Source organism: Geobacillus sp. YF-1, assembly GCF_052692335.1.
Window position 1 is genome coordinate 1,394,103 of the sequence record NZ_CP199850.1, and the last position, 26,697, is coordinate 1,420,799.

Below are 26,697 nucleotides of genomic sequence, written 5' to 3' on the forward strand. Positions count from 1 at the left end.
ATTATGATAAAAGAGAAGGAAAAAATGGACAAGGGGGGCGAGAACGATGAGCAAAAAAGTGTTGATCATCACCGGCGACGCTGTTGAGGCGCTGGAGGTGTATTATCCGTATTATCGTTTGGTGGAGGAAGGGCATGACGTAACGATTGCCGCGCCGAAGAAAAAGAAACTGCACACCGTTGTCCATGATTTTGCCGACTGGGATACGTACGTGGAAAAACAAGCCTATTTGATCGACGCCCATGCCTCGTTTGCCGAGATCGACCCGACCGAATACGATGCGTTAGTCATTCCGGGCGGGCGGGCGCCGGAATACATTCGCCTTGATGAAAACGTGCAGCGCATCGTCCGTCATTTCTTTGAGGCGAATAAGCCGATCGCGGCGATTTGCCATGCTTCGCTCATTTTTGAGACGATGCCGGAGGTGCTGAAAGGGCGGAGCTTGACGGCGTATATCGCCTGCAAACCGGGGGTTGAAGCGCTCGGAGCAACGTATGTGTCCGACCGTACGGTGCATGTCGACGGCAACCTTGTTTCCGCCCATGCGTGGCCGGATTTGCCGGCGTTTATGCGCGAGTTTCTCCGCCTGCTTCAATAGCGGAAAGGCAGCGGTCTTCCTGCATCCGGGAAGGCCGCTTTTTTTCGTGAAACTCCTACCGACTAATGTCGCCAAAGCAGGTCTGTTTCTGCGCTGGCCGCTTTGCCTGTCACGCCAGCATCCGTTTGGCTTGTTCGAACAATAAGGGTTGTCTTTTTGGCGCTCATAAGATAACATTTGTACCGTAGACCATTTACAAAATATAGAGAAAAGGAAGGACGATGGGTATGGCATTACCAGGCGGGGCAGCGATGAACATTACGATTCGTCTTCAGTTTGAAAAAGACCGCGTCTCTTTTAGCGATATCGCCGCGGCGATCGGCAAGGCGGGCGGAGACATCGTCGGGATTGACGTCATCTCATCAAGCAAAGTCCATACGGTGCGCGACATCACCGTCAGTGCGCTTGATACGAAACAGTGCGACTTGATCATCGAAGCGCTGAAACGGATTCAGGGCGTCAAAATTGTGAACGTTTCCGACCGCACGTTTTTGATGCATATCGGGGGGAAAATTGAAACCAGCTCGAAAATTCCGGTGAAAACGCGCGATGATTTGTCGCGGGTGTATACGCCGGGCGTGGCACGCGTTTGCACGGCCATCGCTGAAGATCCGCGCAAAGCGTATTCGCTGACGATTAAACGGAATACGGTCGCCGTCGTCTCGGATGGCACAGCGGTGCTCGGGCTTGGCGACATCGGCCCGTATGCGGCGATGCCGGTCATGGAAGGGAAGGCGATGCTGTTTAAGGAGTTTGCCGGTGTCGATGCATTTCCGATTTGCTTGGACACGAAAGACACGGAAGAGATTATTCAAATTGTGAAAGCGATCGCTCCGGCGTTTGGCGGCATTAACCTCGAAGACATTTCCGCTCCTCGTTGTTTTGAGATTGAAAAGCGATTGAAAGAAGAGTTGGACATTCCGGTGTTCCATGATGATCAACATGGCACGGCGGTCGTGCTGCTCGCCGGATTGCTCAATGCCTTGAAAATTGTTGATAAAAAGCTGGAAGACATTAAGGTCGTCTTAACCGGCATTGGCGCGGCTGGGATTGCTTGCACGAAAATTTTGCTTGCCGCTGGCGTGCGCAACATTATCGGGGTGGACCGCCACGGCGCCATCCACCGCGACGAAACGTACGACAATCCGTATTGGCAAGAATATGCGCAAATGACGAATCCAGATAATCTGAAAGGAAGCTTGTCGGATGTGATCGCCGGCGCGGATGTGTTTATCGGCGTTTCCGCCCCCGGCATTTTGAAAGTCGAAGACGTGAAAAAAATGGCGCGCGACCCAATCGTGTTCGCGATGGCCAACCCGATTCCCGAAATCGACCCGGAGCTGGCCGAGCCGCACGTGCGCGTAATGGCGACCGGACGTTCCGACTATCCGAACCAAATCAACAACGTTCTTTGCTTCCCCGGCATTTTCCGCGGTGCATTGGACTGCCGGGCGAAAGAGATTAACGAAGAAATGAAGCTCGCTGCCGCGAAGGCGATTGCCTCTGTCGTGACGGAGGATGAATTGAACGAAACATACATCATCCCGAGCGTCTTCAACAGCAAAGTCGTGGAACGCGTCCGCCAGGCGGTGATTGAAGCGGCTTACCGCACCGGCGTTGCCCGGAAAGACAACATCCCGGTTGGCGGGTATACAGGGCAATAAAGAAACAAATACAACGAGCTGCTGGACGGTTTCCTTTGATAGGAAGCCGTTTTTTTGGCTGCAGGAGTGTTTCAGCCGCGGCTGTTGGGGGCCAAATCTAGTTTAGAGATAGAAAATCAAGCGCTTAAGAGGTGAATGGACGATGATCGATCAATATTTCCAAAAAGTGAACGAACGTTTGGAACTCGTTTTAAAACATGAGAAAGGCAATCTAAAAAAGCTGCTTATATAGTAAGTGAAGCCATTCAAAAAGTCGGAAACAAGCGTTGTAGCCAACCGCCATCGGTTCTTGCTAAAATAGTAGCAAACGAGAAGATGGTGGGGGATGGGAGACCGATGCGGTTTGACGAACGGGTGCGGCTGTATGCCGATAAGCTGAACGATACGGATGACCAAATTGTCGATTACATTATCAAACACCGTGAGGAGATCGCCGACATTCCGATTCAAAAAATGGCGGAAGCGCTTTATACAGTGCCGAACACGATCGTCCGGTTTGCCAAAAAATTAGGATATAAAGGGTTTGCAGAACTAAAGGCGGCGTTGGCGCTCGAGCAGCGCGATGAGACGGCGATCAAGGCGGACGGAAAAACGGTCATCGAAAAAACAAAAAAGTTGATCGATGAGCAGCTCATCGACGAAGCCAAACGAAGTGCAAACCGCACTCATTGTCGATCAAAAGCATGAATAACCGTCAAAGCTGGGGCGAAACGCCGCAGCTTCTTTTTTTATAACAAAACATTGAGGTTCTCTTCTGTTTTGTAACACAGCTGTAACAATTGTTAAACGAAACGGCCGAAATCAGAGGTTGTCAACTCCTTTTTTGCAAGAAAAATATAGATGGTTGAGGGGATACAGGAAAAAAAGGGATGACTGTTAGTGAAAGGATGTTTATTCCAACTGTTGCAGCCATCAACAATCAGTGTTGATTTGGCAATGAAAACAAGCGTCTTTTTTACCGAAGGCTGCCAATGCGCTGATTTTTCCATTTTGGACCAAAAATATTACAAAAACTCCGTGCTATAATGGGGACGAGGCAAGGGAACAAGAAAATCGTTTCCCTTCGAATCTCGTTGTGTAGTCAGATGGACGCAAGATCTATGAGACTTTTAAATAGATACAAGGAGGAATTCCCATGAAGAAAAAAATGGTAGCAACTATCGCCGCTTCGGTCGCACTCGTCGGCGCTTCGTTCGCGGCAACGAAAACGGAAGCAGCTGGGACAACATGTCCGACAGCGAATGCGTATCAAGTAAAATATGTCAGCACAAACGTTCAAGATGTGGAGAAATGGCTGCAACAATACTTCCCGTTCGTATCGTTCCAACCGGTAAAGCCGGTAACAAAACAACCGGCGGCAAAACAGCCAACGGCGGTGGCGAAACAGCCAACGGCGGTGGCAAAACAGCCAACGACGGTGGCAAAACAGCCAACGACGGTGGCGAAACAGCCAACGACAAAACCACAAGCGCCGGCAACGGTCAAACAGCCGGCGGCCAAACCGCAAGCCAATACGCAAGCGCCGGCGAAAACGCCAGCTGCGGCACCAAAGACCGGCACACAAAAAACAACCGGTTTAAACGCCTATGAGCAGCAAGTTGTTGAGCTGACGAACAAAGAACGGGCGAAATACGGCTTGCCGCCGCTTCAAGTTGACTTGGCCCTCAGCAAAGTCGCTCGCGAAAAATCGCGCGATATGGCGGTCAACAACTACTTCTCGCACAACAGCCCGACGTATGGCTCTCCGTTTGAGATGATGAAAAAATTTGGCATCTCGTACACAGCCGCTGGGGAAAACATTGCCAAAGGCCAACGCACCCCGCAAGAAGTCGTCAATGCGTGGATGAACAGCGAAGGCCATCGGGCGAACATTTTGAACAAAAACTTTACGCATATCGGCGTTGGTTTTGAAGAAAACGGCTATATTTGGACGCAGCAATTCATCCGCAAGTAAGATATACATGTCAGTCGAAGGTGTCCCAAAAGGATGGGGCACCTTTTTCTTATGGTCAAAAACCGTATGTTGCGTTTCGTTTCAGGAAAACAACGTTTGGGTCATTCTTTTATTTGAAAACTATTTCTACCGTTTCAATAAAAATATGATATAATTTCCAAAGAAGTTTGAGAGACGAAAGATTAGGGGGACAGCGGATGCGAATACGTGAGTGGGATCGCAACTTGAAAGTGCGCCTGTTTGGCGAGGCGCTGATGAATACGACATTTTGGATGTTTTTTCCGTTTATGGCTATTTACTTTGCCGATTCGTTCGGCAAAGAAACGGCGAGCGTGTTGTTGATCGTGTCACAGCTATTTTCTGTTGTGGCGAATTTGTGCGGCGGTTATTGTGCCGATGTGTTCGGACGCAAGCGGATGATGGTGCTGTCCGCCTACGGGCAAGGGGCAGCGTTTTTGTTCTTTGCTTTGGCTAGCACGCCATGGTGGTCGTCGCCGTTTGTCGGGTTTCTTTGTTTTACGTTTGCCGGCATTTGCGGGGCGTTTTATTGGCCGGCCAGCCAAGCGATGGTGGCGGATGTTGTGCCGGAACAAGAGCGGAGTCATGTGTTTGCCGTATTTTATACCTCGGTCAACATTTCGGTAGTGATCGGCCCCACCATCGGGGGGCTCTTTTATGCGGACCATCAGTTTGCATTGCTAATGGCTGCTGCTGGCTCATGTTTCGCGATGGCGACGCTATTGGCGAAACAGTTGCGCGAAACCGCGCCATTGGCAGCGCCCAGCCAGAAAGCGGGGTCATGGACGCAGTTTTGGCGTGAACAAATCCGGCAGTACGTTGTGATCGTCCGCGACCGGACTTTTTTCTTGTTTATCGCCGCTGGGGTATTGGTGGCGCAAACGTTCATGCAACTTGATTTATTGATTCCTGTGTATACAAAAGAAATAATGAAAGAGGAAACCGTATGGGGCCGTTTTACGGTGGACGGGGCCCAGGCGTTTGGGTTGCTGATTGCGGAAAACGGGTTGCTTGTCGCCCTGGGCACGGTGGTCGTGACGCGGTGGATGGGCCGCTACAATGAACGATGGGTCTTTATTGGTTCGTCAATGGTATACGGCGTCACGATGTGGTTGTTTAGCCATGCCACATCGATCATCGAGCTGATGGCGGTGATGGCGCTGTTTACGTTCGCCGAGCTGATGACGGCCGGCTTACAGCAGGCGTTTGTGTCGAAGCTAGCTCCTAGGGATATGCGCGGCCAATATTTTGCCGCGGCGAGCCTTCGTTTTACGATCGGTCGGATGCTGGCGCCGGTGTCGCTGGCGGCGGTGACTTGGATCGGTTATACGTGGACGTTTGCGTATCTCGGTTTGCTTGCTTTGGCCAGCGCGGGGTTGTATGCTTGGATGTTTCGACAAGCCGCGCGGCGATCCAGTGTCTCGCTGTCTTAATGTCCGGGTGGCCGGGACTGTGCAAACGGCTACCCGTTTTTTTTATTGATCATTATAATAAAAAACGTATCGGTGTTCATGTAACATAGATTCCCTGTCTCTTACATAAAGTGGAATTAGATAGAGAGAAGGAGAGGGGAAGGCAACATGAAGCCGTATACGTCTGAGCCGGACAGAATTGAGGGGGGAAGCGGGAAAGACGGCGCGGCGGCGTTGGCGCGTTATGCGAGACGCCAGCAAGCGCATGTCTTGTCCCGGGAAAAGAGAAAAAAAACCGTTCGTTTCTTCAGCTGGCTGTTTTTCGCTTTGGCTGTCGCTTGGGGAGCAGGAACGTTGATTTGGAACGGGTACGGCGCGTTAAAAACAGCGGCCAGCCGTGAAATGGCCATTCGCCAGCTAAAAAATGCCATTGACGATCATGATGTAGCTGCCTTGCGGGGGATGCTGCGGGTGACGAATGAAGAGGTGCCGATCAATGAAAAAACGCTGGCGCCGTTATTCGCTTACTTTGATCGGCATTCTGAAGCGTATGATGAATTGGATAAAGAGTTTGACCGCCAGCGCAAGGGGGAGCATGTATACATCAAAGGGCTGACATCCCGTCCCCCTGTGTTTGCGATCCATGCCTTTAGGGATCGGTACGTTTTTGAGCCTGCTTTCTATTTTCTCCATGTCCGCGTCGCTGACCCCGAGGTAACGCTTGTTGTCAATGGAGTGACAATGAAGGGGGAAGCAACGAAAGACCCGTTTGTTCAAAAAATCGGCCCGTGCTTGCCGGGTTTGTACGAGATCACGGTTGTTGATCGAAACGGGAAAAAGAAAACGGTCCGCGTCGAGTTGTTCGGCGGGGCCCGCGTTCGCGAAATCGACCTCACGAAATGAATGAATAGGCGAATATCGCTTTAACGGCGGCACAGATGGCCACATCTTGTGTCTGGATGGGCGGCGCTTTGGAAAAAGCAGCAACAGCCGTTTGCGAGTATGGTGCCGGCGGCGAGGCGGGCTTCTCTTTCAGCTCAACGGGTAGATCGTAAAGCGGCAAGCCAAGAGCGCGGGCAATGGCCAGCGCTTTTTCTTTGGCATTGTGGACGGCTCGTGCGAGCGCCTGTTGATAGTACACCGGCTCGTTTGCCAGCCGAAATTCCAAGCCGCGGGCCAGATTTGCCCCGTGAGTGACACCTGTTTCGTAAATGGAGCTGGCTTTTTTGGGTCGTGGACGGTGATGCGCAGCCAATGTTCAACCTCATAGCCGGACAAGGCCGGGGGGCTTTGCTTGATGAAACTTCCCGGAAAGCTTGTGCGTATCAAAATATGGACATGCTATAATGGAAGAAAAGATGAAGAAAGGGATGGAACCGTGAAGCCATTGTTTCGCACGATATGGCGTTGGTTTGTTTCGTGGAACGTTGGGGCTGTGACGGCTGTTGTCGTTTTTTTCGCCGCTGATTTTCGCTTTTGGCCGTCGTTCGTATCGGGAATGGCGGCGATGTGGGGAGTGTCGGCCGTCATGAAGAGGCGGCATCGCTTGGCGGCCGGTGTGCCGGTTGAGGAGCAGGCTTACGTCCGCAGTCAGCTTCACGAGGCGCGGGCGTTATGGAAACGGCTGCGCCGCGCTCGGTACCGGCTGCGCTCGGTAGCGATGTGGCAAACTGTCTCGCGGTTAGGGGCGGTCGTTGATCAGCTCATCCGCATCATCGAACAAAAGCCGCATCAGCTCCGCCTTGTTCAGCCGTTTTTCTTAAACGAATGGCCAACGGCAGTGGAGATGGTCGAAAAATACGTATATTTGTCGCGGCAACCGGTGCAAAGCGCCGACATGACGGAAGCGCTGCGGAAGACGGAACGGTTGCTCAGCGAGCTGACCGAAGCGGCGGAGCGGCAGCTGCTTGATGTGTTGTCAGGCGACGTTTGGTCGCTGCAGACGGAAGCGAAAGTGCTTGAGCAATCGCTCCAGCAGTCGGATCGGCTTCATCTCCGCTATCTGCAAGGAGAACCGCAATTCAAGCGTTAGCAAAACAAGGGAGCTGACCGGCTGTCGCGAACGAAAGGGGAATGACGATGGACGAACGGAATCGTGACAGGATCGACTTAGCTGAACGGAATCGTGACAGGATCGACTTATCTCATGAACAGGAACGGACAAGCGTGCTCGATGAACTGTTGGCTCGACCGTTTTCTTCTCCGGCGGCGCCGTTCGCCGAAGAGGCGGAAAAGCCGGCCAATGTGCTTGAGACGTTAAAGCCGGAACATAGAGAAAAAGCGCTGGCGCTTGCCAAACAGATCGATCCGGCCAATCATCAGGCTATTTTACAGTATGGCGTGGCAGCCCAAGCCGAACTGTCGAAGTTTTCCCATACGATATTGCATCATGTGCAGACGAAAGATGCCGGCCCGATCGGCGAAGTGATCAGCGAGCTGATGGCGAAAATTAAAGAGGTCAACCCGGATGACCTCATGCCGGCGAAAAAAGGATGGTTGTCGCGCCTGTTTGGCACGGTGGCCAAACCGCTGCAAGGCATGGTCGCCAAATATCAAAAAATCGGCGTCGAAATTGATAAAATCGCCGACCAGCTTGAGAAACATCGACATGGACTGCTGCGCGATGTGATGATGCTCGAGACGCTTTATGAGAAAAATAAAGACTATTTTGAGGCGCTCAATATTTATATTGCGGCGGCCGAATATAAGCTTGCAGAGCTGCGGACGAAAACGATTCCCGAAAAGCAGGCGGCCGCTGAGCGCTCCGGCGACCAAATGGCATGGCAGGACGTTCAGGACTTGCGGCAGTTCGCTGATCGGCTGGAGAAGCGGGTGCACGACCTGAAGCTCAGCCGGCAAGTGACGATCCAAACGGCGCCGCAAATCCGCATGATTCAACATATGAATGAGACATTGATCGAGCGCATCCAATCGTCGATTTTAAACGCGATCCCGCTTTGGAAAAATCAGATTGTCATCGCCTTGACCCTTTTCCGGCAACAAAAAGCGGCCGAGGCGCAAAAGCGGGTTGCCGAAACGACGAACGAACTGTTGCTGCGCAACTCGGAAATGTTGAAAACAAACAGCATCGAAATCGCCAAGGAAAACGAGCGCGGCCTTCTCGACATCGAGACATTGAAGCGAACGCAAGAAAACTTGATCGCCACGCTCGAAGAAACGTTAAAAATTCAAGCCGAAGGTCGGTTGAAACGGCAGCAGGCTGAACGCGAACTCGCAGCGATGGAAGCGGAACTAAAGCAGACGCTGCTGGCGCTGAAACGGCCGGAACAATAAAAAAGGCGCCGTTGCTCTTTGGCCATTGGCCGAACGGGCAGAGGGCGGCCCGTTGAGTGCGGAAACAAGCGATTAGGGTGAGTATCATCATATGTAAAACGGGTGTCTCGCGAGCGAGAAGACACCCGTTTTTTGCTGTTGTAGTGTTCCGCTTGGTGGAGAAACGAACAGACCGGTCGCCGTTCGGCCATCGCTAATGAGCATTGGTTATTTGGCGTCTGTTCGCTGCTTACAAAATAGGAGGATGGGGCGGTTCTTGTTCCTGCCGGTCTCCTTTTTGTTTCACCTGTGCGCCTTCTTGATCGCCGGGGCGGGCGGCGCGGACGTCAAACTCTTCCGCCGCTTCCGTTTGCCAACGCGGGCCGCCGGCAAGCGGTGCGTCTTCCTCTCCGTGTTGGCCGACGACAAACCGGAGAACATAGGCGTGCAACAGCAGCTCGCCAAACGCGGCAAGCAGCGCGGCGAAAAACGCTGCGTTTACGACCGCCCCGCCACCGGTGTCGTAAAACGCGCCAACACCAATCCAGACGGCAACGAAGACGAAGCCAAAATCGGCGATCGTCGCCGAAACGTTGCCAAGGCGCGGCAAAAGGTACAAGTCGCCGAGCGCATAGGCGGCAAGCGTTAGCCAGAGGCTGAACGACAATATTTCCGCTGATGAGATGCGCAAAAACAGCGGCAAAATAGCGAACATGACCGTCGCGGTAAGCAAATATTTGAGCGTCAACGCAAGCAAATGTCTCATCTTGCCCTGCCGCCTTTATTCCGCCGGGTAGTTCGGGCCCTCTAGTTTTTTATCGCCGTAGCCCGGTTGCTTTTCCAGTTCTTTGTCGGGTTGCTGCTTTTTTTGTTGTTGTTCTAAGCTGTCGTTTCGTTTCGGCTGCTTCATTGATCATCATCCTCTCTGTGAACGTTTATCATTAGTTTGTCGCGCGAGCCGCCATGTATGCATGCATCATCCATAAACTTCCTTCTTTTCTTTTTCCCTTTGTTCCACATAAATAAAATGAAGGTGATGAACGGAAAGGAGGGAGCAACGATGACAGAAAACAGACGATCGCTCGACGTCATCGGGCGCCACGCTGACCCATCCGCTGAGCCATCCGCTTCACTTCTTAACGCTGCGTTGGCGGAAACGCATGAACAAGTCAGCGATGTGTACATGGAAGGAACGATCGAGGCGGGGGACCGAAAAAAGGCGAACCCTCCTTTCTCCCAGCCTGAGTAAAGCGGCGGAGGTTGACTGCGACGGGCCCATCCCCGCCCCGGCTTGGTTGAGAAAAGGAAGGAAAACAGGAAAGAAAAACAGGAAAGAAAAACAGTTCGTACGTTTCGCCAAGGCGGTCTATACTAGTAATGCGCACGGCGATTCACCGATATAAGGGGGATGATCCTCGTGAGATGGCAGCGAGCATTGTTATCGTTGCTTAAGGAGCGCAAGGACCATTCGATTGCCTTGGCGATTGATACATCGAACCGTCCGGCGCGGCCGGTGCTGATTCAAAACATCGTCAACCTGTTTGAAAAACTGCGTCCGGACACATTGCTCGTCCAAGCGGATTTTAAAATTCGCGATGTCTCTCCGGTTGGCGTGGCGACGATCAAATATTTCAAGCACGGGAAATCGTCGTACACCGAAGTGCTGGAATGGGCCGCTAGGCAAAAAATTGATACGTTGTTTTACATTACCGATGTAACCGGCTATTTTTATGAAGAACTCGAAGTTGACTATGAAGTGTTTTGGCTTGTGCCGGACGATTATATGCCGCGCGTGCCGTTTGGCAAGCCGATTCGTGTGGCGTAACATGGTGAAGAATGCCCTTCGTGATGAGGGGCATTCTTTTATTGTCAAAAAAATTAACAAACTTTTTCTATCAGAAACCGGTTTCAAGAAAAAATGATCGTTGTTATTGGTTGAATTATGTTATATATTATTACATATATAAGTTATAAAAAATGACAGAGGGGGATGTGCACGATGGATGAAAAAACGTTGACGCTCGGGCTCGATGCCCTTTGGGTCATGCTCTCGGCGGTGCTCGTGATCGGCATGCAGGCAGGGTTTGCTTTGCTTGAGGCCGGATCCACGCGCATGAAAAACTCCGGGCATGTGGCCGGCAAACAAATTTTAAGTTTTGCCCTCGCATCATTGGCGTTTTGGGCGTTCGGCTTTGCGATTACATTTGGGGCTGGGAATGGCTTCGTCGGGACGGAAGGATGGTTTTTAAAAGAAGGAAAAGGAACGTTTGATTCGTTATCGTGGGCGAATGTGCCGCTCGAGCTCAAATTTTTATTCCAACTCGGCTTTGCCGGCGTGTCGCTGGCGATCGCTTGGGGCGGCTTTGCCGAGCGGGCGAAACTGTCTGTTTATTTTCTCTTTGGGACGATGTTTACGATCGCCATTTACCCCGTGATCGGCCATTGGGTGTGGGGCGGCGGCTGGCTTGGAAAAATGGGAATGCAAGATTTTGCCGGTTCAACAGTCGTCCATCTGCAAGGAGCGATTGCGGCGCTTGTGGCGACGGTTTTGCTTGGGCCGCGCATCGGCAAGTTCAATAAAGATGGGACGCCAAACGTGATCCCCGGGCATAACCAAGTATATACGGTCATCGGTGGGTTGATTTTATGGATCGGCTGGTTTGGTTTTAACGCCGGCAGCACGATGGCCGTTGGTGACGGATTTTTCGGCTATGTGGCGCTGACGACGAATTTGGCTGCTGCGGCAGGGGCGGTTGCCGCGATCTTGACGGCGAAAATTTTGGTTGGCAAAGCGGACATTCCGGCGATGGTGAACGGTGTGCTCGCCGCTTTAGTCGCCATTACCGCCGCATGCGCGTTCGTCGAACCGTGGGCGGCGGTGGTGATCGGCGCGGTGGCCGGGGCGCTGACATTCTGGACATCGATTTATTTTGAGCGCAAAGGGATTGACGATCCGATTTACGCGTTTTCTGTCCACGGGATTGCCGGCATCATCGGCACGATTTCCACCGGGTTTTTCGCCTCGCCGCGTTTAGTCGAGATCACGGGCATCGGGAAGGCTGGGCTGTTTTACGGGGGCGGATTTGATCAGCTGATTGTGCAAACGGTCGGTGTGCTCGGTGCGGCAGTGTATGTCGCGGCTGTCTCGTTTGTTATCTTATATGCCATGAAGAAAACGGTCGGGCTGCGTGTTACGGCCGAGCAAGAAATTTCCGGTCTTGATATTAGTGAGCACGGTTCGTATGGCTATCCGGAACAGCTCGATCCGGCGTATCAGCCCAAAACCCTCGCCCAGCAGTAATCGGGAGGGGAAAAGAGGATGGAATTATTGGCGGCAAAGGTGGTCGAGCGGCTAAACCGAGCCGAGTCGGCCGCCGAACTTCGTTTTTGCCACGATGAACTGGCGCGTGAACTGCGGCGCTATGCAGTACGTGAACAAATGGGTCAGCTCGCCAATGACATCGTTTCTGTTCATGAAGCCATCCTTCGCCGCGCGTTCTTCCTTGCCGAGCGGGAGACGATGAAACGGTCGGTCGGCGTTCGTCCCTCAGCGTGGTGCTGGTATGTGATGGGAAGCATCGGCCGGTGTGAGCCGACGATTTGGACGGATCAAGATCACGGCATTTTATTCAACTGTCCTGAGAACGAGGAAACGGCTTGTTATGAATTCATTCGCCATATGGCGACGATCGGGGTGGATATGCTGCATGAGGCTGGGTATCCGTACTGTTCCGGTTACGTGATGGCGACGAACAAGCGGTGGGCACAGTCAGTCCGCGGTTGGGAGCAACAGCTTGTTTCCTACTTGGACAGCGGGTGGCCGAACGACATTCGTTTTTTGTTGATTGCGATGGATATGCGGCCTCTTTATGGGGAAGCGGAATTGGCTGAGACGGCAAGAAAGGCGCTGTTTGCGGCGGTGGCCGAACGGCCGCTGCTGTTGACGCGCATGGGCGAGCACGTTCAGTTTCCTCCGGTTCCGCTCGGCTGGTTGGGCAACGTGCAAACGGAGCGATGGGGGCCGTATAGCGGGGCCGTTCATATGAAACAGGGCGGTTACGTGCAGCTCACCAACGCTTTGAAATGGTTGGCGTGTTTTGCGCACGTCCCGGCGGCGGGCACAGCCGAGCGGCGGCGGGCGCTTGAAGCGAATGGCGTGTTGACGGCGCCGTTTTCCGACGCCGTTTGCGAGGCGCTTTCTGTTTACTATTCGATTCGCCTGAAGTACAGCACTGAGGCGGGGGACGGGCGTGAATACGTGTTATGGCGGGCGCTTGAGCGGCCGGAACAAAAGCGGCTGAAACAAGCGATGCGCACCGCTAAACGATTGCAGCGCTTTGTCGCCCGGCGGGTGGCTAACATTCATGCATGAGCGGCACCGGTTTTGGCAGCGGGCGCTCCGCATGTTGTCGCTCGGCGTTCCGCGCGAGGCATCATCCGCCTTATTTGGACAGGACCATTCATGGCAACAAGAATCGTGGCTTCGCTCGCTGCAAAAGGAAAAACAGCACGTCATCGATTGGCATGACCGTTTGATCGATATCCCGTTTGTCATCATCGATCTGGAAACGACCGGCTTTTCCCCGGAGCAAGGCGATGAAATTTTGGCCATGGCGGCGGCGAAAACGGTCGGAGGGATCGTGACGGATGCGTACATGACGCTCGTCAAGCCGGAAAAGCCCATTCCAGAACCTATATCCGCCTTGACCGGCATTGAGGCGAAGGATGTCATGTTCGCTCCGCCGCTTGCCGAGGCGCTGCGCGCGTTTGTGCCGTTTATTGCCGCCGGTGTACTCCTCGGTTATCACATTGGCCATGACTTGGCGTTTTTACGCCATGGCCTTTGGCGCCATTACCGGCAAAAATGGAGCGGGCGCTTTCTTGACTTGCAGCCGATGATGACGCTGATCGGCCATTCATGCCCGACGTTTGACGATGCATTAGCCTGTTATGGCATCCGCTGCCCGCGCCGTCATACGGCGGACGGCGATGTGGAAGCGATGGCGAAGTTATGGGTCATCTTGCTCGACGAACTGCGTAAACGCGGCATCGAAACATTGCATGATTTGTACGCCGCGCTCAGCCGGTGTTGATGTTGCCCGCGCCGACAGGCCATTGGGGGAGTATCTTTGACAGGGGAACTCGAGTTTTAACACATTGACCGCGAAGTCTCCCACCTCTAAAAGGTCGGTGATTTAGGGCAAAATACCGCTGAGTTTTACCCATTTCCCAATTAGAAAAACCTCGCAGAATCAGCTTTCTTTTTTGAGTGAAAATGCCGCCGATTGGTGTGTAACAGCGGTGTTTCACCAGCTTTCTAAGAGGCTGGTGATTTAATCTTGGATCCAGCTTTGCAATGTCACTTCTCAACTAGAAAAACCTTGGTGTATCGATCCTGCGTTTCACGTGTTCTCCCATTGGAGGAAGGAACTCCGCCGTTTTTCACGATCCTTCTAAGCACAGTGTAGGTGGGAGAGGTTCATCAGCTGATCTTGGAGGTTGGTGCTTGAATTGTGCATATATCCTTACCATTTTATTTCTAAAAACATTGTTTTATCGGTCCTGCTTTCCGCTTATTCTTCCATTGAGGGGATCAGCCGTTTTTCACGAGCCTTCTCGGCCAACAGGCGGAACGAACCGTCAAAAAGCGCTGGGTCTCATTGGGCTGTTTCTCTTGCTTCTTAGCGCCGTATGGATGAGAACGCTCAGCGGAACAAAAACGACGGAAAAAAGCGCCCAGTTCGGCGCTTTTTTCATTAGGATTAAAGCGGTTTTGTCGGTGTCGGTTCGGCGTAGCCTTCTTTGTATTTTTCGTCGATCATATGCCGGATGTCGTTGATCGATTTCCCTTGATTGTAAGCAGCGATCGATTCGGCAGCGATGTCGAGACAGACGCCGCATTTAGTTGCATGATCATCCCAGACAATCGATCCGTCTTTTTTATTTTCATAGACAAAGCAGTCATAGTTGTTTTTATGGCCGGCCGATTGTCCGCAGCCGCAATAGCACGGGATGTTTTCAAGCAGTTCGCGGTGTTCCGCGGCCTGTTGGTACAACACAGCCATTTCCTCTTCGAACGCGCCTAAAAAGCTTGGTAAATGCTCGACCGATTTCGTTGTCTCGCGAATATCGCCAGTGGCGGTTTTCGTCATATGCGAATGGCTTTGTTCTTGGCTGCTGTCATCAGCACAGCCTGACAATAGAACGCTAAGCGACAACAGGCATGCTGCGATCCGTGCTGGATGGTTCAATCGTCTTCTCCCTTTCTTTCGTTCATTTCATAGTTTGAATGTATCACAATTTGCGTTAAACGGCAATGGAGTTGCTGTCAGGGGCGCTTGCCTAGCATCGAAATGTTTAAGCAATTCATCCAGATCATCGGTTTTGTGCCCGGATGCTTTGCGGGAACGGAGAGTAGGAAATGCGGAGGAAAAGGGAAGAGGAAGGCTGTGCAGAAGATTCGGTATGCCATCTTTCGCACAGCCTTTACGTAAGATTATTGTTTCTGCAAGAAATATTTCTCGATATCGTCCAGCATCAGATGGGCAGCGAGCACACCGCCAGCTGTGTTCCAAATCGTGTCGCTCACTTTGTACACCTTGCCTTGTTTCGCGACGTTTAAGTTTTGAAAGAGCGGATCGTTAATCCATTCTTTTTCGATTTCGCTTGCTTTGCCGTCGCCTGTTTCATACGTAAAGTAGAACAGGATGTCGCCGTCCATGGCCGGGATGCGTTCTTTCGTCACACCGGTTTCCGCGAAGTCGTTCACGTTTTGCGATTCCGGACGGGCGAAGCCGAGCTGGTCCAAAATGACGCCGGAGAACGAGTCTTTATGGTAGATGCGGACGTCACCAGCCATGAAGCGGACGACCGACACGTTCATTTTCAGCTTGTCGCCGAGTTTCGCTTTTACGTCTTCAATGCGCTTGTCGTAGTCGGCAATGACTTGTTTCCCTTTCTCTTCTTGATTCACCGCTTTCGCATAGAGCATAAAGTTGTCTTTCCAGTTGCCGCGCAGCGTTTCAGAGAATACGGTTGGAGCGATTTGTTTCAACTGTTCATAAATTTTTTCATGGCGCATTTTGTTGCCGATGATCAAGTCCGGCTTTAAAGCGGCGATCGCTTCAACGTTCGGCTCCGATTCCAATCCGAGCTCTTTGACGCCGTCCATTTTGTCTTTAATGTGGTCATACCACGGATCGCCCGTCCACGATTTGACGGCGCCGACCGGTTTCACACCTAGCGCAAGCAGGGCTTCTGTTCCTTCGTTCGTTAAAATGACGACTCGTTTTGGCGTCCCTTTGATTTCGGTCGTGTCCATGGCGTGTTCGACGGTGTAGCTTGCTTCTTTCGATTGATTGCTGCCCTTCGGTTTGGCCGTTTCTTCCTGTTTCCCACCGCAGCCGGCGAGAAGAAGGAGAGAAAGGAGGAAGGTGAAAAGAAGATGGGTTTGTTTCATATTCACGGTGCAAATCCCCCTTTTCCATTTCACGGAATTGATAATGAGTTTCATTCACGCCAATATCATAAATAATAGTGATAATCATTGTCAACAAAAAATAAAAAAATCATGAGAAAATCATAAAAAGATGGCAAAAAATATTGACGATGAGAGTCATTATCAAATAGACTTAACGATAGATATCATTATTAAATGAAATACTGAGGGAGATTTCACACCATGTTCGCAACGAACCGTCAAAAAACGATGGGCCTCATTGGGCTGTCGATCTTGCTTCTTACCGCCATGTGGATGAGCGTGGTGTACGGGTATACCGATACGAACTGGCGGGAGGCGATGGCCGCCTTGATCGACAACAACGGTTCAAACGCCCATTTAGTGGTGGCGACGGTGCGGCTGCCGCGGGCGCTCATTGCCGCGGCGGTCGGCGCGAGCCTAGCGATGGCCGGGGCGCTTATGCAAGCGCTGACGCGCAATCCGCTTGCTTCGCCGGGCATTTTCGGTATTAATGCCGGGGCTGGCTTTTTCATTGTCGTGATGGTTACGTTTTTTTCCATCTCTTCATTGCAAATGTTGTCATGGGTCGCGTTTGTGGGGGCGGCGGCCGCGGCGGCGATCGTATTTGTGATCAGCGCCGCAGGGAAAGACGGGCTGACACCGCTGAAGATGACGCTTGCCGGCACAGCCGTCGCTGCCTTATTTGCCTCGTTGACGCAAGGGATGTTGGCAATGAACGAAAAGGCGCTCGAAGAAGTGCTCTTTTGGCTGGCCGGGTCGGTCGCCGGCAGGAAGCTCGAGCTGTTGGCTGCCGTTTTCCCGTATTTGGCCGCCGCCTGGCTCGGAGCCATGCTGCTGGCGCGCCATGTCAACATTTTGCTGATGGGGGATGATGTAGCGAAAGGACTTGGGCAGCGGACGACTGTGATCAAGGCTGCCGCCGTCCTGCTAGTCGTGCTGCTCGCCGGCGGCTCGGTCGCTGTCGCTGGTCCGATTGGCTTTATCGGCATGATGGTGCCGCATATGGCGCGGGCGCTGGCCGGCATAGATCACCGCTGGCTGCTTCCGTACTGCGCCTTGCTCGGAGGGATCTTGCTTTTGGCTGCCGACATCGGGGCGCGCTACGTGCTCATGCCGCGCGAAGTGCCAGTCGGCATCGTCACCGCCTTGATCGGCGTTCCGTTTTTCGTCTACATTGCCCGCAGGGGGATCACTGCAAAATGAAAAAATACGTCACTGTCCGGATGGGAAGCTATGGATCGTTTTTCTACGATAAAAAAGCGGCCGTCGTGATCGCCGCGCTCGGATTGGTCGCGGTTCTGCTTTTTCTTATCAGCATCGGCAGCGGGGAGATGCGCATTTCGCCGTTTGCCGCCGCCGCTGCGCTGCTTGGCTATGGTGAGGAAATTCATCGGACGGTCATTTTGACGTTTCGACTGCCGCGCGTGTTGGTGGCTTGGCTGGCCGGAATGGCGCTTGCGGCCGCGGGTGCGATTTTGCAAGGAATGGTGCGCAATCCGCTCGCGTCGCCGGATGTGCTCGGCATCACCGGCGGGGCGGCCGCCGCGGTCGTCGGTTTTTTGGCGCTGTTTAGCGATGAAAACAACTCCCTCACCGTCAGCATCCACTGGCTGCCGCTCGCGGCTTTTCTCGGCGCTGCAGCCGCCGCTTGGCTCGTGTATACGCTGGCGTGGAAAAACGGTCTCGCCCCGCTTCGGCTCGTGCTTGTCGGCATTGGCATTTCTGCGCTGATGCAGGCGTTGACAACGCTGCTGATGATCGTCGGGCCGATTTACCGGGCGAGCCAGGCGAACGTTTGGATCACCGGCAGCGTATATGGCGTATCTTGGCAACACGTCTCGTTTATGGCGCCATCGGTCATCGGGTTGCTTCTTATTGCTATGTTCGCCGCTCGACACGTCAACGTGCAAGAATTAGGCGACGAGCTGGCAATTGGGCTTGGCGGCGCGGTTGAACGGCAACGGCTCGGGCTGGTGTTGCTGAGCACCGCGCTCACTGGGGGAGCGGTCGCCTTCGCTGGCGGCATCGGCTTTGTTGGGCTGATGGCGCCGCATATGGCGCGTCGCCTTGTCGGTTCAGCGTTTGGTGCGCTGCTTCCGGCGGCGGCGCTGTTCGGCGGTGTGCTCGTCATGGGAGCGGATCTCGCCGGACGAATGCTGTTGGCGCCGACGGAAATTCCAGCGGGCGTATTTACCGCCGCCCTTGGCGCGCCGTATTTCATTTATTTATTGTACAGAGTCGGAAAGCATCAATGAAGGAGGGGGGAAAGCATGCACGTGCTGCAGGCGAAGGAGTTAACATTATCTTACGGGGACGCGCTCGTGATCGACCGCTTACATTTGACGATTCCGAAGGGGAAAATGACCGTGTTTATTGGGGCGAACGGCTGCGGCAAGTCGACGTTGCTGCGCGCCTTGGCCCGGCTGTTGAAGCCGGCAGGCGGCGCCGTTTTGCTCGATGGAAAGGAGATCGCCAAACAGCCGACCAAGGAAATCGCCCGTCGCTTGGCCATTTTGCCGCAGTCGCCTGTCGCTCCAGAAGGGTTGACCGTGCTGCAGCTCGTCAAGCAAGGGCGGTACCCATACCAAACGTGGTTCAAACAATGGAGTGAGGAAGATGAGCGTGCCGTTGCGCGCGCTTTGGCGGCGACCGGGCTGACAGAGCTCGCCGAGCGGCCGGTTGATTCGCTTTCCGGCGGACAGCGCCAGCGCGCATGGATTGCCATGACACTGGCGCAAGAAACGGACATCATCTTGCTTGACGAGCCGACGACGTATCTTGATTTGGCCCATCAAATTGACATTTTAGATTTATTGTTTGAGCTGAATGAAAAGGAACGGCGGACGATCGTGATGGTGCTTCATGACGTAAATTTGGCCTGCCGTTATGCACATCATCTCGTCGCCATTCGCGACAAGGCAGTGTACGCCGAAGGGAAGCCAGAAGACGTCATTTCCCGCCAGCTCATAAACGATGTGTTTCAGTTGGATTGCCAAATTACGTACGATCCGCTCTTTGGCACCCCGCTTTGTATCCCGTATGGAAAAGGGCGGCGCATTTTACAGAAAGAAGGCGTATCATGATGAGACTGTGCGAAGACGAAATGAGAGCGTTAGAAACGTATCGTTTTTCAAGCAAGCAGCCCGATGCTTCGGCGTCGATGCGGTTTTCCCAGCTGCTGGAGGACGCCGAACAGCTCGCTAAGTATGTCGCCCACGTGCGTGATGAGATGGGGGCGGCGAATGACGCTGTGGCGGCGTCGATGCTGGTCAAGCGCCTCAGCTTTTTAGCGCCGATGGCGTTATACGCCATGTCGGCATGGAACAAGCGGCTTTTGCTTGACCCTGAGCGCATTTGGCTTGATACGGACGGTGAAGGAGAGACGTGGATGCCGCGCTTTCGCCTTGAGCCGGCAGAAGCGGAGATGTGCGGCAGCGAACGAAGCCGCTGGCGCGAGCAAGCCGTTTGCGACGTGTTCGCCGGGCTGTTCGCGCCGCTCATTGCTCAGTTGCGCCGTCTGACGCGCATCTCCTCGCTCGTCTTGTGGGAAAATGTCGCCATTTACGTGTATTGGGTATATGAACGTTGGCTGGAGGATGAATCGCTTGCGCTCGTCGCCGATCGGCTGCGGGACGATTTTCGTTTTCTCGTTCATGAAGCTGATGGCCGTCTGTTTGGCCAAAAAGACAACCCGCTCCGCCGCTTTTTTAAAGGGGCGAGCGGCATGCAGCGAACGACGTGCTGCTTATACGTGCATACAACGGGGGGAACGTGTTGTCAAACGTGTCCGCTTCGCGCCCGCCAGCGGCAAATTGGGTGATCGGTCAGCCGCCGGTGGGCGGTTTCTTATTTTGGCGCTGGTTTTTTGCGAAATTTGTTGATTTTTGCCGATGTTTTCGTGAAAATGGAAGTGAGGATAACGGTATATTTCGATCAATGGCGAGGTAACCATTGCATGGACAAGTATACAGCCTTTTTCCATCACTTCAATGAAGCAGTTGCCATCTTGAATGGGCAAGGTACCATGATTTATCGAAACCCTGCCTTTACCGGGTTAGCGCTGAGTGAAGAAACGGAAAAGGCGCTGATGGCTGCGGGGCGGGAGTTAGCCAAGCGGATGAAAGAACAGCTAGCCGCTTTTCAAGTGGAACTGTCCGGCGGCGCCTTCGTTGCCGGGTTGTCGCCGATCATTGATGAGCGCGGCCAAGCGGCCGCTATATTGTGCGTGTTGCGCCGTCAAGCCCAAGCGGAGGAGCTGCGGGCGCGGCTCGCTGAGGCGGAGCGGCGTTTGCAGCTGATCGTCGAACATTCAAACGATTATGTCTTCATTTTTTCACGTGACCGTCAGCTGTCGTACATTCCGCCATCATGGAAGGGAAAAATGAACTGGCAGCCAGCGTCGTATGATGATATGTTGGCGTTTGTCCACCCTGACGACGCGCCGGTGATCACGCAAAAATTGGCGAATTTGTATGATACATATGAGACGCAAACAGCGGAATTTCGCAAGCGGGACGAACATGGCGAATGGATTTGGATGGAAGCTAGCGGGAAAGCGATCATTGATGAGGCCGGAAAGCTCGATTGCGTCATCGTCACGGTAAAAAACATCAGTGAGCGGAAGCAGTATGAAGAAAAGCTGCGCCAACTTGCTTACTTTGATTCGCTCACTGGCATCGCCAACCGCATCTATTTCGAACGGCAGATCGGTGAGCTGATGGCGAGCGGCACGCCATTTGCCCTCTGTTATTTAGATTTTGATAAATTTAAATGGATCAACGATCATTTTTCTCACCAAGCTGGCGACTATTTTTTGCGCGAAGCGGTGAAACGCGTCAGTCGGGAGCTGCGCCATGATGACTTTTTCGCCCGCATCGGCGGCGATGAGTTCGTGTTGCTGCTGCCGAATGTAACGAAAACGGAAATGACCGCTTTGGCGGAACGGTTGGTCAGCTCGTTCCATGAGCCGTTTTATTATGAAAAACAGCTCATTCAATCGACGTTATCGATCGGCATCGCCTTTTTCCCAAAAGACAGCGACCGGATCGAGCAGGTGATGAAATACGCCGATCAGGCGTTGTATGAGGTGAAGGAGCGGGGACGGAACGGTTATGCGTTTTATCGCCCGGTCGAGCATCGGCGCATCGTGATCGAGCAGGATTTGCCGTTTGCCATTATGCGTGGGCAGTTTTATTTGTGCTATCAGCCGAAAGTGCGGTTGACCCAAGGGCGAGCGATGGGAATTGAGGCGCTGTTGCGCTGGCGCCATCCGACGCTCGGTGAGATTCCGCCGCTCGATTTTATTCCGTTGGCTGAAGAGAGCGGATTTATTTTTGAAATTACGCTTTGGGTGTTAGAACGGGCGTGCCGCCAAGTGAAAGAATGGGAAAGGAAATTTCCCGGGCTGAAGTTAGCGGTGAATTTGTCGCCGTTTTTGCTCAACCGTCCCGAACTTGTTGAACATGTGAAGCGCATTTTGCGGGAGACGGAGCTGGCGCCCGACCGCTTGATTTTAGAGGTGACCGAAAGCGGGCTGATGGAAAACATTGAGACAGGAAGGCACATTTTAACCGAATTGCAGCAGCTTGGCGTGCAGGCGGCGATCGACGATTTTGGCACCGGCTTTTCCTCGCTCGCGTATATTCGCAATTTGCCGGTGTCGCTGCTCAAAATTGACCGCAGCTTCATTCAAGGAATTGCCGAAAATTCGAAGGACGCTACGATCGTTGATACCATCATCCACTTGGCGAAAAGCTTGGATATTGAAGTGCTGGCCGAAGGGGTGGAGACCGAATCGCAGGTGGTCCTTCTTTCACAAATGGATTGCGATTACGCCCAAGGGTTTTATTTCAGCCGTTCGCTTGAAGCGGAAAAGCTGCAGCAATGGCTCGAGGAATACAACCGCTCGGCCGCTAGCCATCGAAAGGGAGAGGGACATGATTGCTGAACTTCATATAGCCGACTACGAGACGGCTGTTATGGTGCTGCACCTGCAGCGGCGTGCGTATACGATCGAGGCGCAGATCATCGGCAGCACGGCGCTCCCGCCGCTTCGCGATACGATCGCTTCTCTGCAACGATGCGGCGAGCGTTTTTTCGGCTATTTTCAAGGTGAACGGCTCGTTGGGGCGATCGCTTGCGAGCGGAATGGGAAGACGCTTCACCTTTGTCGGCTGATGGTTGACCCGGATTATTTCCGTCAAGGGATCGCCAGCGCGTTGCTCGACTTTGTGATCAAGCAAGAGCCGTCGATAAACGAGATCGTCGTGACGACCGGAAGCGGCAACGTCCCGGCCCTTCGCTTTTACGAACGCCATGGGTTTCGGGCCATCGAGCGCATCGAAACGCCGGAAGGAATGGAACTAATGAAACTCGTGAAAACGAACGGAAAAAGATGAACAGCGCTGCGGATTTGGTAATAAAATCCAGTTGTCCAACGGCATTCAAGCGGAGATCAAGGATGGCAGGAACGCCCATGCCGCGTTTCGTTGGCTGGAATCGGCTATTAGGTGGATAGAGAGGAGAGAAACGAGGGGAAACATGAGGACAACTTTGTATTTGACAAGACATGGGGAAACGAAGTGGAATGTCGAAAAGCGGATGCAAGGAAGACAAGACTCGCCGCTCACGGAAAAGGGGCGGCAAGACGCCATGCGGCTTGGAAAACGGCTCGAAGCGGTCGAGTTGGCCGCCATTTATACAAGCACGAGCGGTCGGGCGCTTGAGACGGCCGAGCTGGTTCGCGGCGCGCGGCTTATTCCGATTGATCAAGACGAGCAGCTGTGCGAGATTCATCTTGGCGATTGGGAAGGAAAGACGCATGATGAAATCCAGCAAATGGATCCGGTTGCGTTCGACCGTTTTTGGAACGCACCGCATCTGTACGCGCCACAGCGCGGGGAGCGGTTTTTCGATGTGCAACAGCGGGCGCTGGAAGCGGTGCGGCGCATCGTCGGGCGGCACGAGGGGGAGACCGTCTTGATCGTCACCCACGGTGTCGTACTGAAAACCCTCATAGCGGCATTTAAAGGCGCGCCGCTTGACCAGCTTTGGGCGCCGCCGTATATGTACGGGACAAGCGTGACGATCGTCGAAGCGGATGAAGACGGGTTTCGCGTAATCGTAGAGGGAGATGCTTCTCATGTGGAGAATGTAAAAGAAGTATAGACGGGAGTTGATTTCGGTCAATAAACGGAGGCTGACGTACAAGGTCTGTCTTCAAGATAGGGACAACGGGTCGCGTGACATAAGAAGCCGGTGCGTATGCGAAAGAGGGGGAGAAGCTGGTGATCAACGCAACCGTTTCTCGGAGGTTCATCACCACAACGTGTACTTGACAGACGGTGCACTTCTCTGAACAGGTGTAAGCAAAACATGATTGGTTTCCTGTTCTTTCGTGGATGCATAAGTAAGATGTGTGCTGGAAAAATCAAGTACAACTGTTGGTGAAGAGCCTTCTCGGAATCGGTTCTCAAGTAGAAAAAAACTTGCTGCATCAGCCTCGATGTTCACGCGTTCCATCATCGATCAGGCAAACAGTGGTTTTTTCACCGACCTTCTAAGAGTCCGGTGATTGATTCGTGGATCCGGCATTGCCATCTCAAAACCTTGTTACATCGGTCCTCCTTTTCACGCGCTCCCTCATTGATGAAGGGAATTAGCGGTTTTTTCACCCACTTTCTAAAAAGTCGCCGGTCTGCAATACAGACACAACATGAAGTTGGTGTGTACATATAAAAAGAGGCTGTCTTGACAGGTTGTTAAACCGACCTGTCGAGACAGCCTCGAGTGTTAAACGAGCCCGAGCCATCTTGCCAACTGCGCGGTCGTAAAGGTGACCATAATGGCAATCGCTGTCGGCAAGGCGAAGGCGACGAACGTCCATTTCACGCTTTTCGTTTCTTTGTAAATGTTGACGAGCGTCGTGCCGCACGGGTAGTGAAGCAGGGAAAACAGCATCATATTGAGGGCGGTGAGCCACGTCCAGCCGTGGTCGAGCAAAATTTGTTTCAATGACGATAGTCCGTCGACTTCGGTGAGCGCTCCGGCGGATAAATAGCCCATCAATAAAATGGGAAAGACGATTTCATTGGCTGGCAAGCCTAAAATGAACGCCAGCAAAATGTAGCCATCCAATCCCAACGCTTTGGCAAATGGGTCAAGTCCGTCGGCTAAATACGCCAGCACGGTCGTATCTCCCACGTGAACGTTGCCGAGCACCCACGTAAGAATGGCGGCTGGCGCTGCCACCGTCACTGCTCGCTTTAGCACGTAGAGCGATTTGTCAAGGGTGGCCCGGATGATCGTTTCCATGATTTTCGGGCGTCGGTATGGCGGCAGCTCCAACGTGTAATGGGTCGGAATCCCGCGCAAAGCTGTCTTAGACAAAATCCATGAAACCGCCAGCGTGACGATGATGCCAAACAGCACCATGGCGACGACCACTGCGGCAGTGACGAGCGTGTTCCAGCCCCCTGTATAACCAGCTGCCATAAATAGCGAAGAAAGCAAAATCAGCGTCGGCCAACGCCCGTTGCACGGGACGAAGTTGTTGGTCAAAATGGCCAACATCCGCTCGCGCGGCGATTCGATAATGCGCGTCGACATAATGGCGGCGGCGTTGCAGCCGAAGCCCATGGCCATCGTCAGCGATTGTTTGCCGTGCGCGCCTGCTTTTTTAAACAAGCGATCCATGTTAAAGGCGACGCGCGGCAAATAGCCATAGTTTTCAAGAAGCGCAAACAGCGGAAAGAAAATGGCCATCGGTGGCAGCATCACGCTGACAACCGCGGCAGTGCCGCGGTATAGGCCAAGTACAATAAGCCCGTGCAGCCAGTCGGGGGCGTGAATCGCTTGAAAAGCCATGGTCAGATACGTTTCAACCGTCCCGAACAAACGAGCGAGCGAATCGGAAAATACGTTGGCGCCGACAATGGTCACGTACAGGACAGCGGCGAGCAACGCCAGCATAATCGGAAATCCCCACCGTTTCGATGTGACGATCCGGTCAATTTGTTCCGTTCGATCCCGCTTCACGCTATGTGTATGAGTGACACATTCTCGGCAAAGCGCAGCCGATGTTTGAAAGATGGCGGTGACGATCTGTTCACGCGTGTCAGCTGGCGCCAGCGTTTGCGCTTCTTCTAGCAAACGATCAAATCGATTTGACCGATCCGCAACAAGCATAAGCGCCCCCCTCCTTTGTGTCCCGTTGCGGCGGCTGTTTTAACGCAGCCAAGAGCGATGTATCGCCGTCAAGCAGCCGAAGCGCAATCCAGCGCGCCGGATACGCATCGCCGACCGTTTCGCGAATATTTGGCATAAGCTTGGAAATGGCTTGTTCAATTTCGGGGCTGTACTGGATGGAAAGCGGGTTCGTCTTGATGCGGTCGCGTACCATTGCATCAACAGTGTTCATCAACTTGTCGATTCCTTCTTTATTGCGGGCGGATATCGGTACAACCGGTACGCCGAGTTTGTTTTCCAATTTTTTGCTGTTGATAAGAATGCCTTTCTTTTTCGCTTCGTCCATCAAATTGACAGCGACGATGACGCGGCCGGTGATTTCCAATACTTGCAACGCCAAATTCAAATTGCGCTCCAATGCCGTTGCATCAACGACGACGATGGTAAGATCGGGCCGTTCAAACAATAGAAAGTCGCGCGCCACTTCTTCATCAGCGGAGTTGGAATAAAGCGAGTATGTTCCTGGCAAGTCAACAATTCGGTATGTGGCACCGCGGTGGGCGAATTCTCCTTCTGCACGAATGACAGTTTTTCCCGGCCAGTTTCCAGTATGTTGGCGCAGGCCTGTCAAAACATTGAACAACGTGCTTTTTCCCGTATTTGGATTTCCCATTAAGGCAATTGTATAGTTCGTTCTAGTCATTGTTGATTCTCTCCCCGTAAATATAATTGCTTTCTTCTTTTCTTAATGCAATCGTTGTTCCTCGTACGCGGTAAGCAGTCGGATCGCCGAGCGGACTTTTTTGGCCGACTTCTATTTCCCCACCGGGCACAAAGCCTAAGTCAAGCAATCTTCTTCTCAGCACAGGGTCAGGAATGGCGATGTTCGCAATGCGAAACCGATCTCCCTGCTTCATACGGGAAAGGGGACAATCATTTCGTTCGGCCATAAAAGTTTCCCTCCTATTAATATTTTAGGTAAAGGACATTTTTTTTACCTAGACCAACTTTTGTGTTTATCATATTCCAGTTTGGCTTTTTTGTCAATCCGTTTGTTCCGCTCTTTTCCGACAAAATGGGCGGAGAAACGTCTATTCAAAATAGTTTGAAAG

The 26,697-nt window shown here is 52.9% G+C and carries 27 protein-coding genes and 1 pseudogene; 20 read left to right on the top strand and 8 right to left on the bottom strand.

The window, feature by feature from the left end; genetic code table 11:
* Positions 1 to 46 precede the first annotated feature (46 nt).
* From ACTVIM_RS06960 to ACTVIM_RS06985, 6 genes are all read left to right on the top strand, one after another.
* Complete coding sequence (locus tag ACTVIM_RS06960; protein ID WP_445614044.1) at positions 47 to 598, top strand: DJ-1/PfpI family protein; 552 nt, start codon at positions 47 to 49, stop codon at positions 596 to 598.
* A gap of 227 nt (positions 599 to 825) precedes the next feature.
* A complete protein-coding gene (locus ACTVIM_RS06965; RefSeq protein ID WP_033022649.1) occupies positions 826 to 2,262 on the top strand; it encodes an NAD-dependent malic enzyme in 1,437 nt (478 codons plus the stop codon).
* A 336-nt stretch (positions 2,263 to 2,598) separates the two neighbouring features.
* Positions 2,599 to 2,949 (top strand): MurR/RpiR family transcriptional regulator, encoded by a 351-nt coding sequence (locus ACTVIM_RS06970; protein WP_231559899.1) that lies wholly within the window; start codon positions 2,599 to 2,601, stop codon positions 2,947 to 2,949.
* A 448-nt stretch (positions 2,950 to 3,397) separates the two neighbouring features.
* Positions 3,398 to 4,216, top strand: coding sequence for a CAP domain-containing protein (locus ACTVIM_RS06975; RefSeq protein ID WP_445614045.1), 819 nt, complete (start codon positions 3,398 to 3,400; stop codon positions 4,214 to 4,216).
* Between the two features lie 197 nt (positions 4,217 to 4,413).
* On the top strand, positions 4,414 to 5,667 hold the full coding sequence (locus ACTVIM_RS06980; RefSeq protein WP_033022646.1) for an MDR family MFS transporter: 1,254 nt from the start codon (positions 4,414 to 4,416) through the stop codon (positions 5,665 to 5,667).
* Between the two features lie 147 nt (positions 5,668 to 5,814).
* The gene (locus ACTVIM_RS06985; RefSeq protein ID WP_445614047.1) at positions 5,815 to 6,549 is read left to right on the top strand and encodes a hypothetical protein; all 735 of its coding nucleotides are present in this window, start codon (positions 5,815 to 5,817) and stop codon (positions 6,547 to 6,549) included.
* On the opposite strand, the pseudogene ACTVIM_RS06990 reads toward ACTVIM_RS06985, so the two are convergent.
* Positions 6,539 to 6,924 (bottom strand): annotated as a pseudogene (locus tag ACTVIM_RS06990) (SIMPL domain-containing protein); the annotation flags it as partial. The gene ACTVIM_RS06985 and the pseudogene ACTVIM_RS06990 sit on opposite strands and share 11 nt — an antisense overlap.
* A 100-nt stretch (positions 6,925 to 7,024) precedes the next feature.
* On the opposite strand from ACTVIM_RS06990, the gene ACTVIM_RS06995 reads away from it, so the two are divergent.
* Both ACTVIM_RS06995 and ACTVIM_RS07000 read left to right on the top strand, forming a co-directional pair.
* Positions 7,025 to 7,678 (top strand): 5-bromo-4-chloroindolyl phosphate hydrolysis family protein, encoded by a 654-nt coding sequence (locus tag ACTVIM_RS06995; protein WP_033022697.1) that lies wholly within the window; start codon positions 7,025 to 7,027, stop codon positions 7,676 to 7,678.
* A 47-nt stretch (positions 7,679 to 7,725) separates the two neighbouring features.
* Positions 7,726 to 8,940 carry a toxic anion resistance protein gene (locus tag ACTVIM_RS07000; protein ID WP_445614049.1) on the top strand — a complete coding sequence of 405 codons (1,215 nt, stop codon included), beginning with the start codon at positions 7,726 to 7,728 and terminating at the stop codon, positions 8,938 to 8,940.
* A gap of 229 nt (positions 8,941 to 9,169) precedes the next feature.
* On the opposite strand, the gene ACTVIM_RS07005 is transcribed toward ACTVIM_RS07000, so the two are convergent.
* Together ACTVIM_RS07005 and ACTVIM_RS07010 are read right to left on the bottom strand one after the other, a co-directional pair.
* On the bottom strand, positions 9,170 to 9,685 hold the full coding sequence (locus ACTVIM_RS07005; protein ID WP_445614050.1) for a YndM family protein: 516 nt from the start codon (positions 9,683 to 9,685) through the stop codon (positions 9,170 to 9,172).
* Positions 9,686 to 9,700: 15 nt separating this feature from the next.
* Entirely contained in the window at positions 9,701 to 9,829 is a 129-nt protein-coding gene (locus tag ACTVIM_RS07010) for a hypothetical protein (RefSeq protein WP_445614051.1), read from the bottom strand.
* Positions 9,830 to 9,979: 150 nt separating this feature from the next.
* Here ACTVIM_RS07010 and ACTVIM_RS07015 point away from each other — a divergent pair, with 150 nt between their 5' ends.
* The 5 genes from ACTVIM_RS07015 to ACTVIM_RS07035 all read left to right on the top strand — a co-directional run bounded on the left by ACTVIM_RS07015 (position 9,980) and on the right by ACTVIM_RS07035 (position 14,012).
* On the top strand, positions 9,980 to 10,168 hold the full coding sequence (locus ACTVIM_RS07015) for a YozQ family protein (RefSeq protein ID WP_445614052.1): 189 nt from the start codon (positions 9,980 to 9,982) through the stop codon (positions 10,166 to 10,168).
* 168 nt (positions 10,169 to 10,336) lie between these two features.
* Positions 10,337 to 10,744, top strand: coding sequence for a VWA-like domain-containing protein (locus ACTVIM_RS07020; protein ID WP_033022695.1), 408 nt, complete (start codon positions 10,337 to 10,339; stop codon positions 10,742 to 10,744).
* A 174-nt stretch (positions 10,745 to 10,918) separates the two neighbouring features.
* Positions 10,919 to 12,220 (top strand): ammonium transporter, encoded by a 1,302-nt coding sequence (locus ACTVIM_RS07025; protein WP_445614054.1) that lies wholly within the window; start codon positions 10,919 to 10,921, stop codon positions 12,218 to 12,220.
* An 18-nt stretch (positions 12,221 to 12,238) separates the two neighbouring features.
* A complete protein-coding gene (locus ACTVIM_RS07030; protein WP_445614055.1) occupies positions 12,239 to 13,291 on the top strand; it encodes a DUF294 nucleotidyltransferase-like domain-containing protein in 1,053 nt (350 codons plus the stop codon).
* Positions 13,284 to 14,012 (top strand): 3'-5' exonuclease, encoded by a 729-nt coding sequence (locus ACTVIM_RS07035; protein WP_033022824.1) that lies wholly within the window; start codon positions 13,284 to 13,286, stop codon positions 14,010 to 14,012. The genes ACTVIM_RS07030 and ACTVIM_RS07035 overlap by 8 nt, the downstream gene beginning before the upstream one ends.
* A 669-nt stretch (positions 14,013 to 14,681) precedes the next feature.
* Here the strand turns inward: ACTVIM_RS07035 and ACTVIM_RS07040 are convergent.
* Together ACTVIM_RS07040 and ACTVIM_RS07045 are read right to left on the bottom strand one after the other, a co-directional pair.
* On the bottom strand, positions 14,682 to 15,170 hold the full coding sequence (locus tag ACTVIM_RS07040; RefSeq protein ID WP_445614056.1) for a PCYCGC motif-containing (lipo)protein: 489 nt from the start codon (positions 15,168 to 15,170) through the stop codon (positions 14,682 to 14,684).
* Positions 15,171 to 15,415: 245 nt separating this feature from the next.
* Complete coding sequence (locus ACTVIM_RS07045) at positions 15,416 to 16,378, bottom strand: ABC transporter substrate-binding protein (RefSeq protein ID WP_445614322.1); 963 nt, start codon at positions 16,376 to 16,378, stop codon at positions 15,416 to 15,418.
* A gap of 222 nt (positions 16,379 to 16,600) precedes the next feature.
* On the opposite strand from ACTVIM_RS07045, the gene ACTVIM_RS07050 reads away from it, so the two are divergent.
* The 7 genes from ACTVIM_RS07050 (at position 16,601) to ACTVIM_RS07080 (ending at position 23,566) form a co-directional block, all read left to right on the top strand.
* Positions 16,601 to 17,602 (top strand): FecCD family ABC transporter permease, encoded by a 1,002-nt coding sequence (locus ACTVIM_RS07050; RefSeq protein WP_445614058.1) that lies wholly within the window; start codon positions 16,601 to 16,603, stop codon positions 17,600 to 17,602.
* The gene (locus ACTVIM_RS07055) at positions 17,599 to 18,654 is read left to right on the top strand and encodes a FecCD family ABC transporter permease (RefSeq protein WP_445614059.1); all 1,056 of its coding nucleotides are present in this window, start codon (positions 17,599 to 17,601) and stop codon (positions 18,652 to 18,654) included. Before ACTVIM_RS07050 ends, ACTVIM_RS07055 begins: the two co-directional genes overlap by 4 nt.
* 15 nt (positions 18,655 to 18,669) lie before the next feature.
* On the top strand, positions 18,670 to 19,482 hold the full coding sequence (locus ACTVIM_RS07060) for an ABC transporter ATP-binding protein (RefSeq protein ID WP_445614061.1): 813 nt from the start codon (positions 18,670 to 18,672) through the stop codon (positions 19,480 to 19,482).
* Positions 19,482 to 20,219, top strand: coding sequence for an IucA/IucC family C-terminal-domain containing protein (locus ACTVIM_RS07065; protein WP_445614323.1), 738 nt, complete (start codon positions 19,482 to 19,484; stop codon positions 20,217 to 20,219). The genes ACTVIM_RS07060 and ACTVIM_RS07065 overlap by 1 nt, the downstream gene beginning before the upstream one ends.
* Positions 20,220 to 20,354: 135 nt before the next feature.
* Positions 20,355 to 22,346: a putative bifunctional diguanylate cyclase/phosphodiesterase gene (locus ACTVIM_RS07070; RefSeq protein ID WP_445614063.1), complete on the top strand. Its 1,992-nt coding sequence runs from the start codon at positions 20,355 to 20,357 to the stop codon at positions 22,344 to 22,346.
* Positions 22,336 to 22,797 carry a GNAT family N-acetyltransferase gene (locus tag ACTVIM_RS07075; RefSeq protein WP_445614064.1) on the top strand — a complete coding sequence of 154 codons (462 nt, stop codon included), beginning with the start codon at positions 22,336 to 22,338 and terminating at the stop codon, positions 22,795 to 22,797. The genes ACTVIM_RS07070 and ACTVIM_RS07075 overlap by 11 nt, the downstream gene beginning before the upstream one ends.
* A gap of 142 nt (positions 22,798 to 22,939) precedes the next feature.
* The gene (locus ACTVIM_RS07080; RefSeq protein ID WP_033022834.1) at positions 22,940 to 23,566 is read left to right on the top strand and encodes a histidine phosphatase family protein; all 627 of its coding nucleotides are present in this window, start codon (positions 22,940 to 22,942) and stop codon (positions 23,564 to 23,566) included.
* Positions 23,567 to 24,190: 624 nt separating this feature from the next.
* On the opposite strand, the gene ACTVIM_RS07085 is transcribed toward ACTVIM_RS07080, so the two are convergent.
* The 3 genes from ACTVIM_RS07085 to ACTVIM_RS07095 are packed head-to-tail and all read right to left on the bottom strand — an operon-like array spanning position 24,191 to position 26,535.
* Positions 24,191 to 25,585: a nucleoside recognition domain-containing protein gene (locus ACTVIM_RS07085; RefSeq protein WP_445614066.1), complete on the bottom strand. Its 1,395-nt coding sequence runs from the start codon at positions 25,583 to 25,585 to the stop codon at positions 24,191 to 24,193.
* On the bottom strand, positions 25,554 to 26,288 hold the full coding sequence (locus ACTVIM_RS07090) for a FeoB small GTPase domain-containing protein (RefSeq protein WP_445614067.1): 735 nt from the start codon (positions 26,286 to 26,288) through the stop codon (positions 25,554 to 25,556). Before ACTVIM_RS07090 ends, ACTVIM_RS07085 begins: the two co-directional genes overlap by 32 nt.
* A complete protein-coding gene (locus ACTVIM_RS07095; RefSeq protein WP_033022837.1) occupies positions 26,281 to 26,535 on the bottom strand; it encodes a FeoA family protein in 255 nt (84 codons plus the stop codon). Before ACTVIM_RS07095 ends, ACTVIM_RS07090 begins: the two co-directional genes overlap by 8 nt.
* Positions 26,536 to 26,697 lie beyond the last annotated feature (162 nt).

Excerpts from the sequence above, each read along its gene's own strand:
- ACTVIM_RS06960 (WP_445614044.1), top strand. The coding sequence starts at position 47 with ATGAGCAAAAAAGTGTTGATCATCACCGGCGACGCTGTTGAGGCGCTG.
- ACTVIM_RS06965 (WP_033022649.1), top strand. The coding sequence starts at position 826 with ATGGCATTACCAGGCGGGGCAGCGATGAACATTACGATTCGTCTTCAG.
- ACTVIM_RS06970 (WP_231559899.1), top strand. The coding sequence starts at position 2,599 with ATGCGGTTTGACGAACGGGTGCGGCTGTATGCCGATAAGCTGAACGAT.
- ACTVIM_RS06975 (WP_445614045.1), top strand. The coding sequence starts at position 3,398 with ATGAAGAAAAAAATGGTAGCAACTATCGCCGCTTCGGTCGCACTCGTC.
- ACTVIM_RS06980 (WP_033022646.1), top strand. The coding sequence starts at position 4,414 with ATGCGAATACGTGAGTGGGATCGCAACTTGAAAGTGCGCCTGTTTGGC.
- ACTVIM_RS06985 (WP_445614047.1), top strand. The coding sequence starts at position 5,815 with ATGAAGCCGTATACGTCTGAGCCGGACAGAATTGAGGGGGGAAGCGGG.
- ACTVIM_RS07000 (WP_445614049.1), top strand. The coding sequence starts at position 7,726 with ATGGACGAACGGAATCGTGACAGGATCGACTTAGCTGAACGGAATCGT.
- ACTVIM_RS07005 (WP_445614050.1), bottom strand. The coding sequence starts at position 9,685 with ATGAGACATTTGCTTGCGTTGACGCTCAAATATTTGCTTACCGCGACG.
- ACTVIM_RS07010 (WP_445614051.1), bottom strand. The coding sequence starts at position 9,829 with ATGAAGCAGCCGAAACGAAACGACAGCTTAGAACAACAACAAAAAAAG.
- ACTVIM_RS07015 (WP_445614052.1), top strand. The coding sequence starts at position 9,980 with ATGACAGAAAACAGACGATCGCTCGACGTCATCGGGCGCCACGCTGAC.
- ACTVIM_RS07025 (WP_445614054.1), top strand. The coding sequence starts at position 10,919 with ATGGATGAAAAAACGTTGACGCTCGGGCTCGATGCCCTTTGGGTCATG.
- ACTVIM_RS07030 (WP_445614055.1), top strand. The coding sequence starts at position 12,239 with ATGGAATTATTGGCGGCAAAGGTGGTCGAGCGGCTAAACCGAGCCGAG.
- ACTVIM_RS07035 (WP_033022824.1), top strand. The coding sequence starts at position 13,284 with ATGCATGAGCGGCACCGGTTTTGGCAGCGGGCGCTCCGCATGTTGTCG.
- ACTVIM_RS07045 (WP_445614322.1), bottom strand. The coding sequence starts at position 16,378 with ATGAAACAAACCCATCTTCTTTTCACCTTCCTCCTTTCTCTCCTTCTT.
- ACTVIM_RS07050 (WP_445614058.1), top strand. The coding sequence starts at position 16,601 with ATGTTCGCAACGAACCGTCAAAAAACGATGGGCCTCATTGGGCTGTCG.
- ACTVIM_RS07055 (WP_445614059.1), top strand. The coding sequence starts at position 17,599 with ATGAAAAAATACGTCACTGTCCGGATGGGAAGCTATGGATCGTTTTTC.
- ACTVIM_RS07060 (WP_445614061.1), top strand. The coding sequence starts at position 18,670 with ATGCACGTGCTGCAGGCGAAGGAGTTAACATTATCTTACGGGGACGCG.
- ACTVIM_RS07065 (WP_445614323.1), top strand. The coding sequence starts at position 19,482 with ATGAGACTGTGCGAAGACGAAATGAGAGCGTTAGAAACGTATCGTTTT.
- ACTVIM_RS07070 (WP_445614063.1), top strand. The coding sequence starts at position 20,355 with ATGGACAAGTATACAGCCTTTTTCCATCACTTCAATGAAGCAGTTGCC.
- ACTVIM_RS07075 (WP_445614064.1), top strand. The coding sequence starts at position 22,336 with ATGATTGCTGAACTTCATATAGCCGACTACGAGACGGCTGTTATGGTG.
- ACTVIM_RS07080 (WP_033022834.1), top strand. The coding sequence starts at position 22,940 with ATGAGGACAACTTTGTATTTGACAAGACATGGGGAAACGAAGTGGAAT.
- ACTVIM_RS07085 (WP_445614066.1), bottom strand. The coding sequence starts at position 25,585 with ATGCTTGTTGCGGATCGGTCAAATCGATTTGATCGTTTGCTAGAAGAA.
- ACTVIM_RS07090 (WP_445614067.1), bottom strand. The coding sequence starts at position 26,288 with ATGACTAGAACGAACTATACAATTGCCTTAATGGGAAATCCAAATACG.
- ACTVIM_RS07095 (WP_033022837.1), bottom strand. The coding sequence starts at position 26,535 with ATGGCCGAACGAAATGATTGTCCCCTTTCCCGTATGAAGCAGGGAGAT.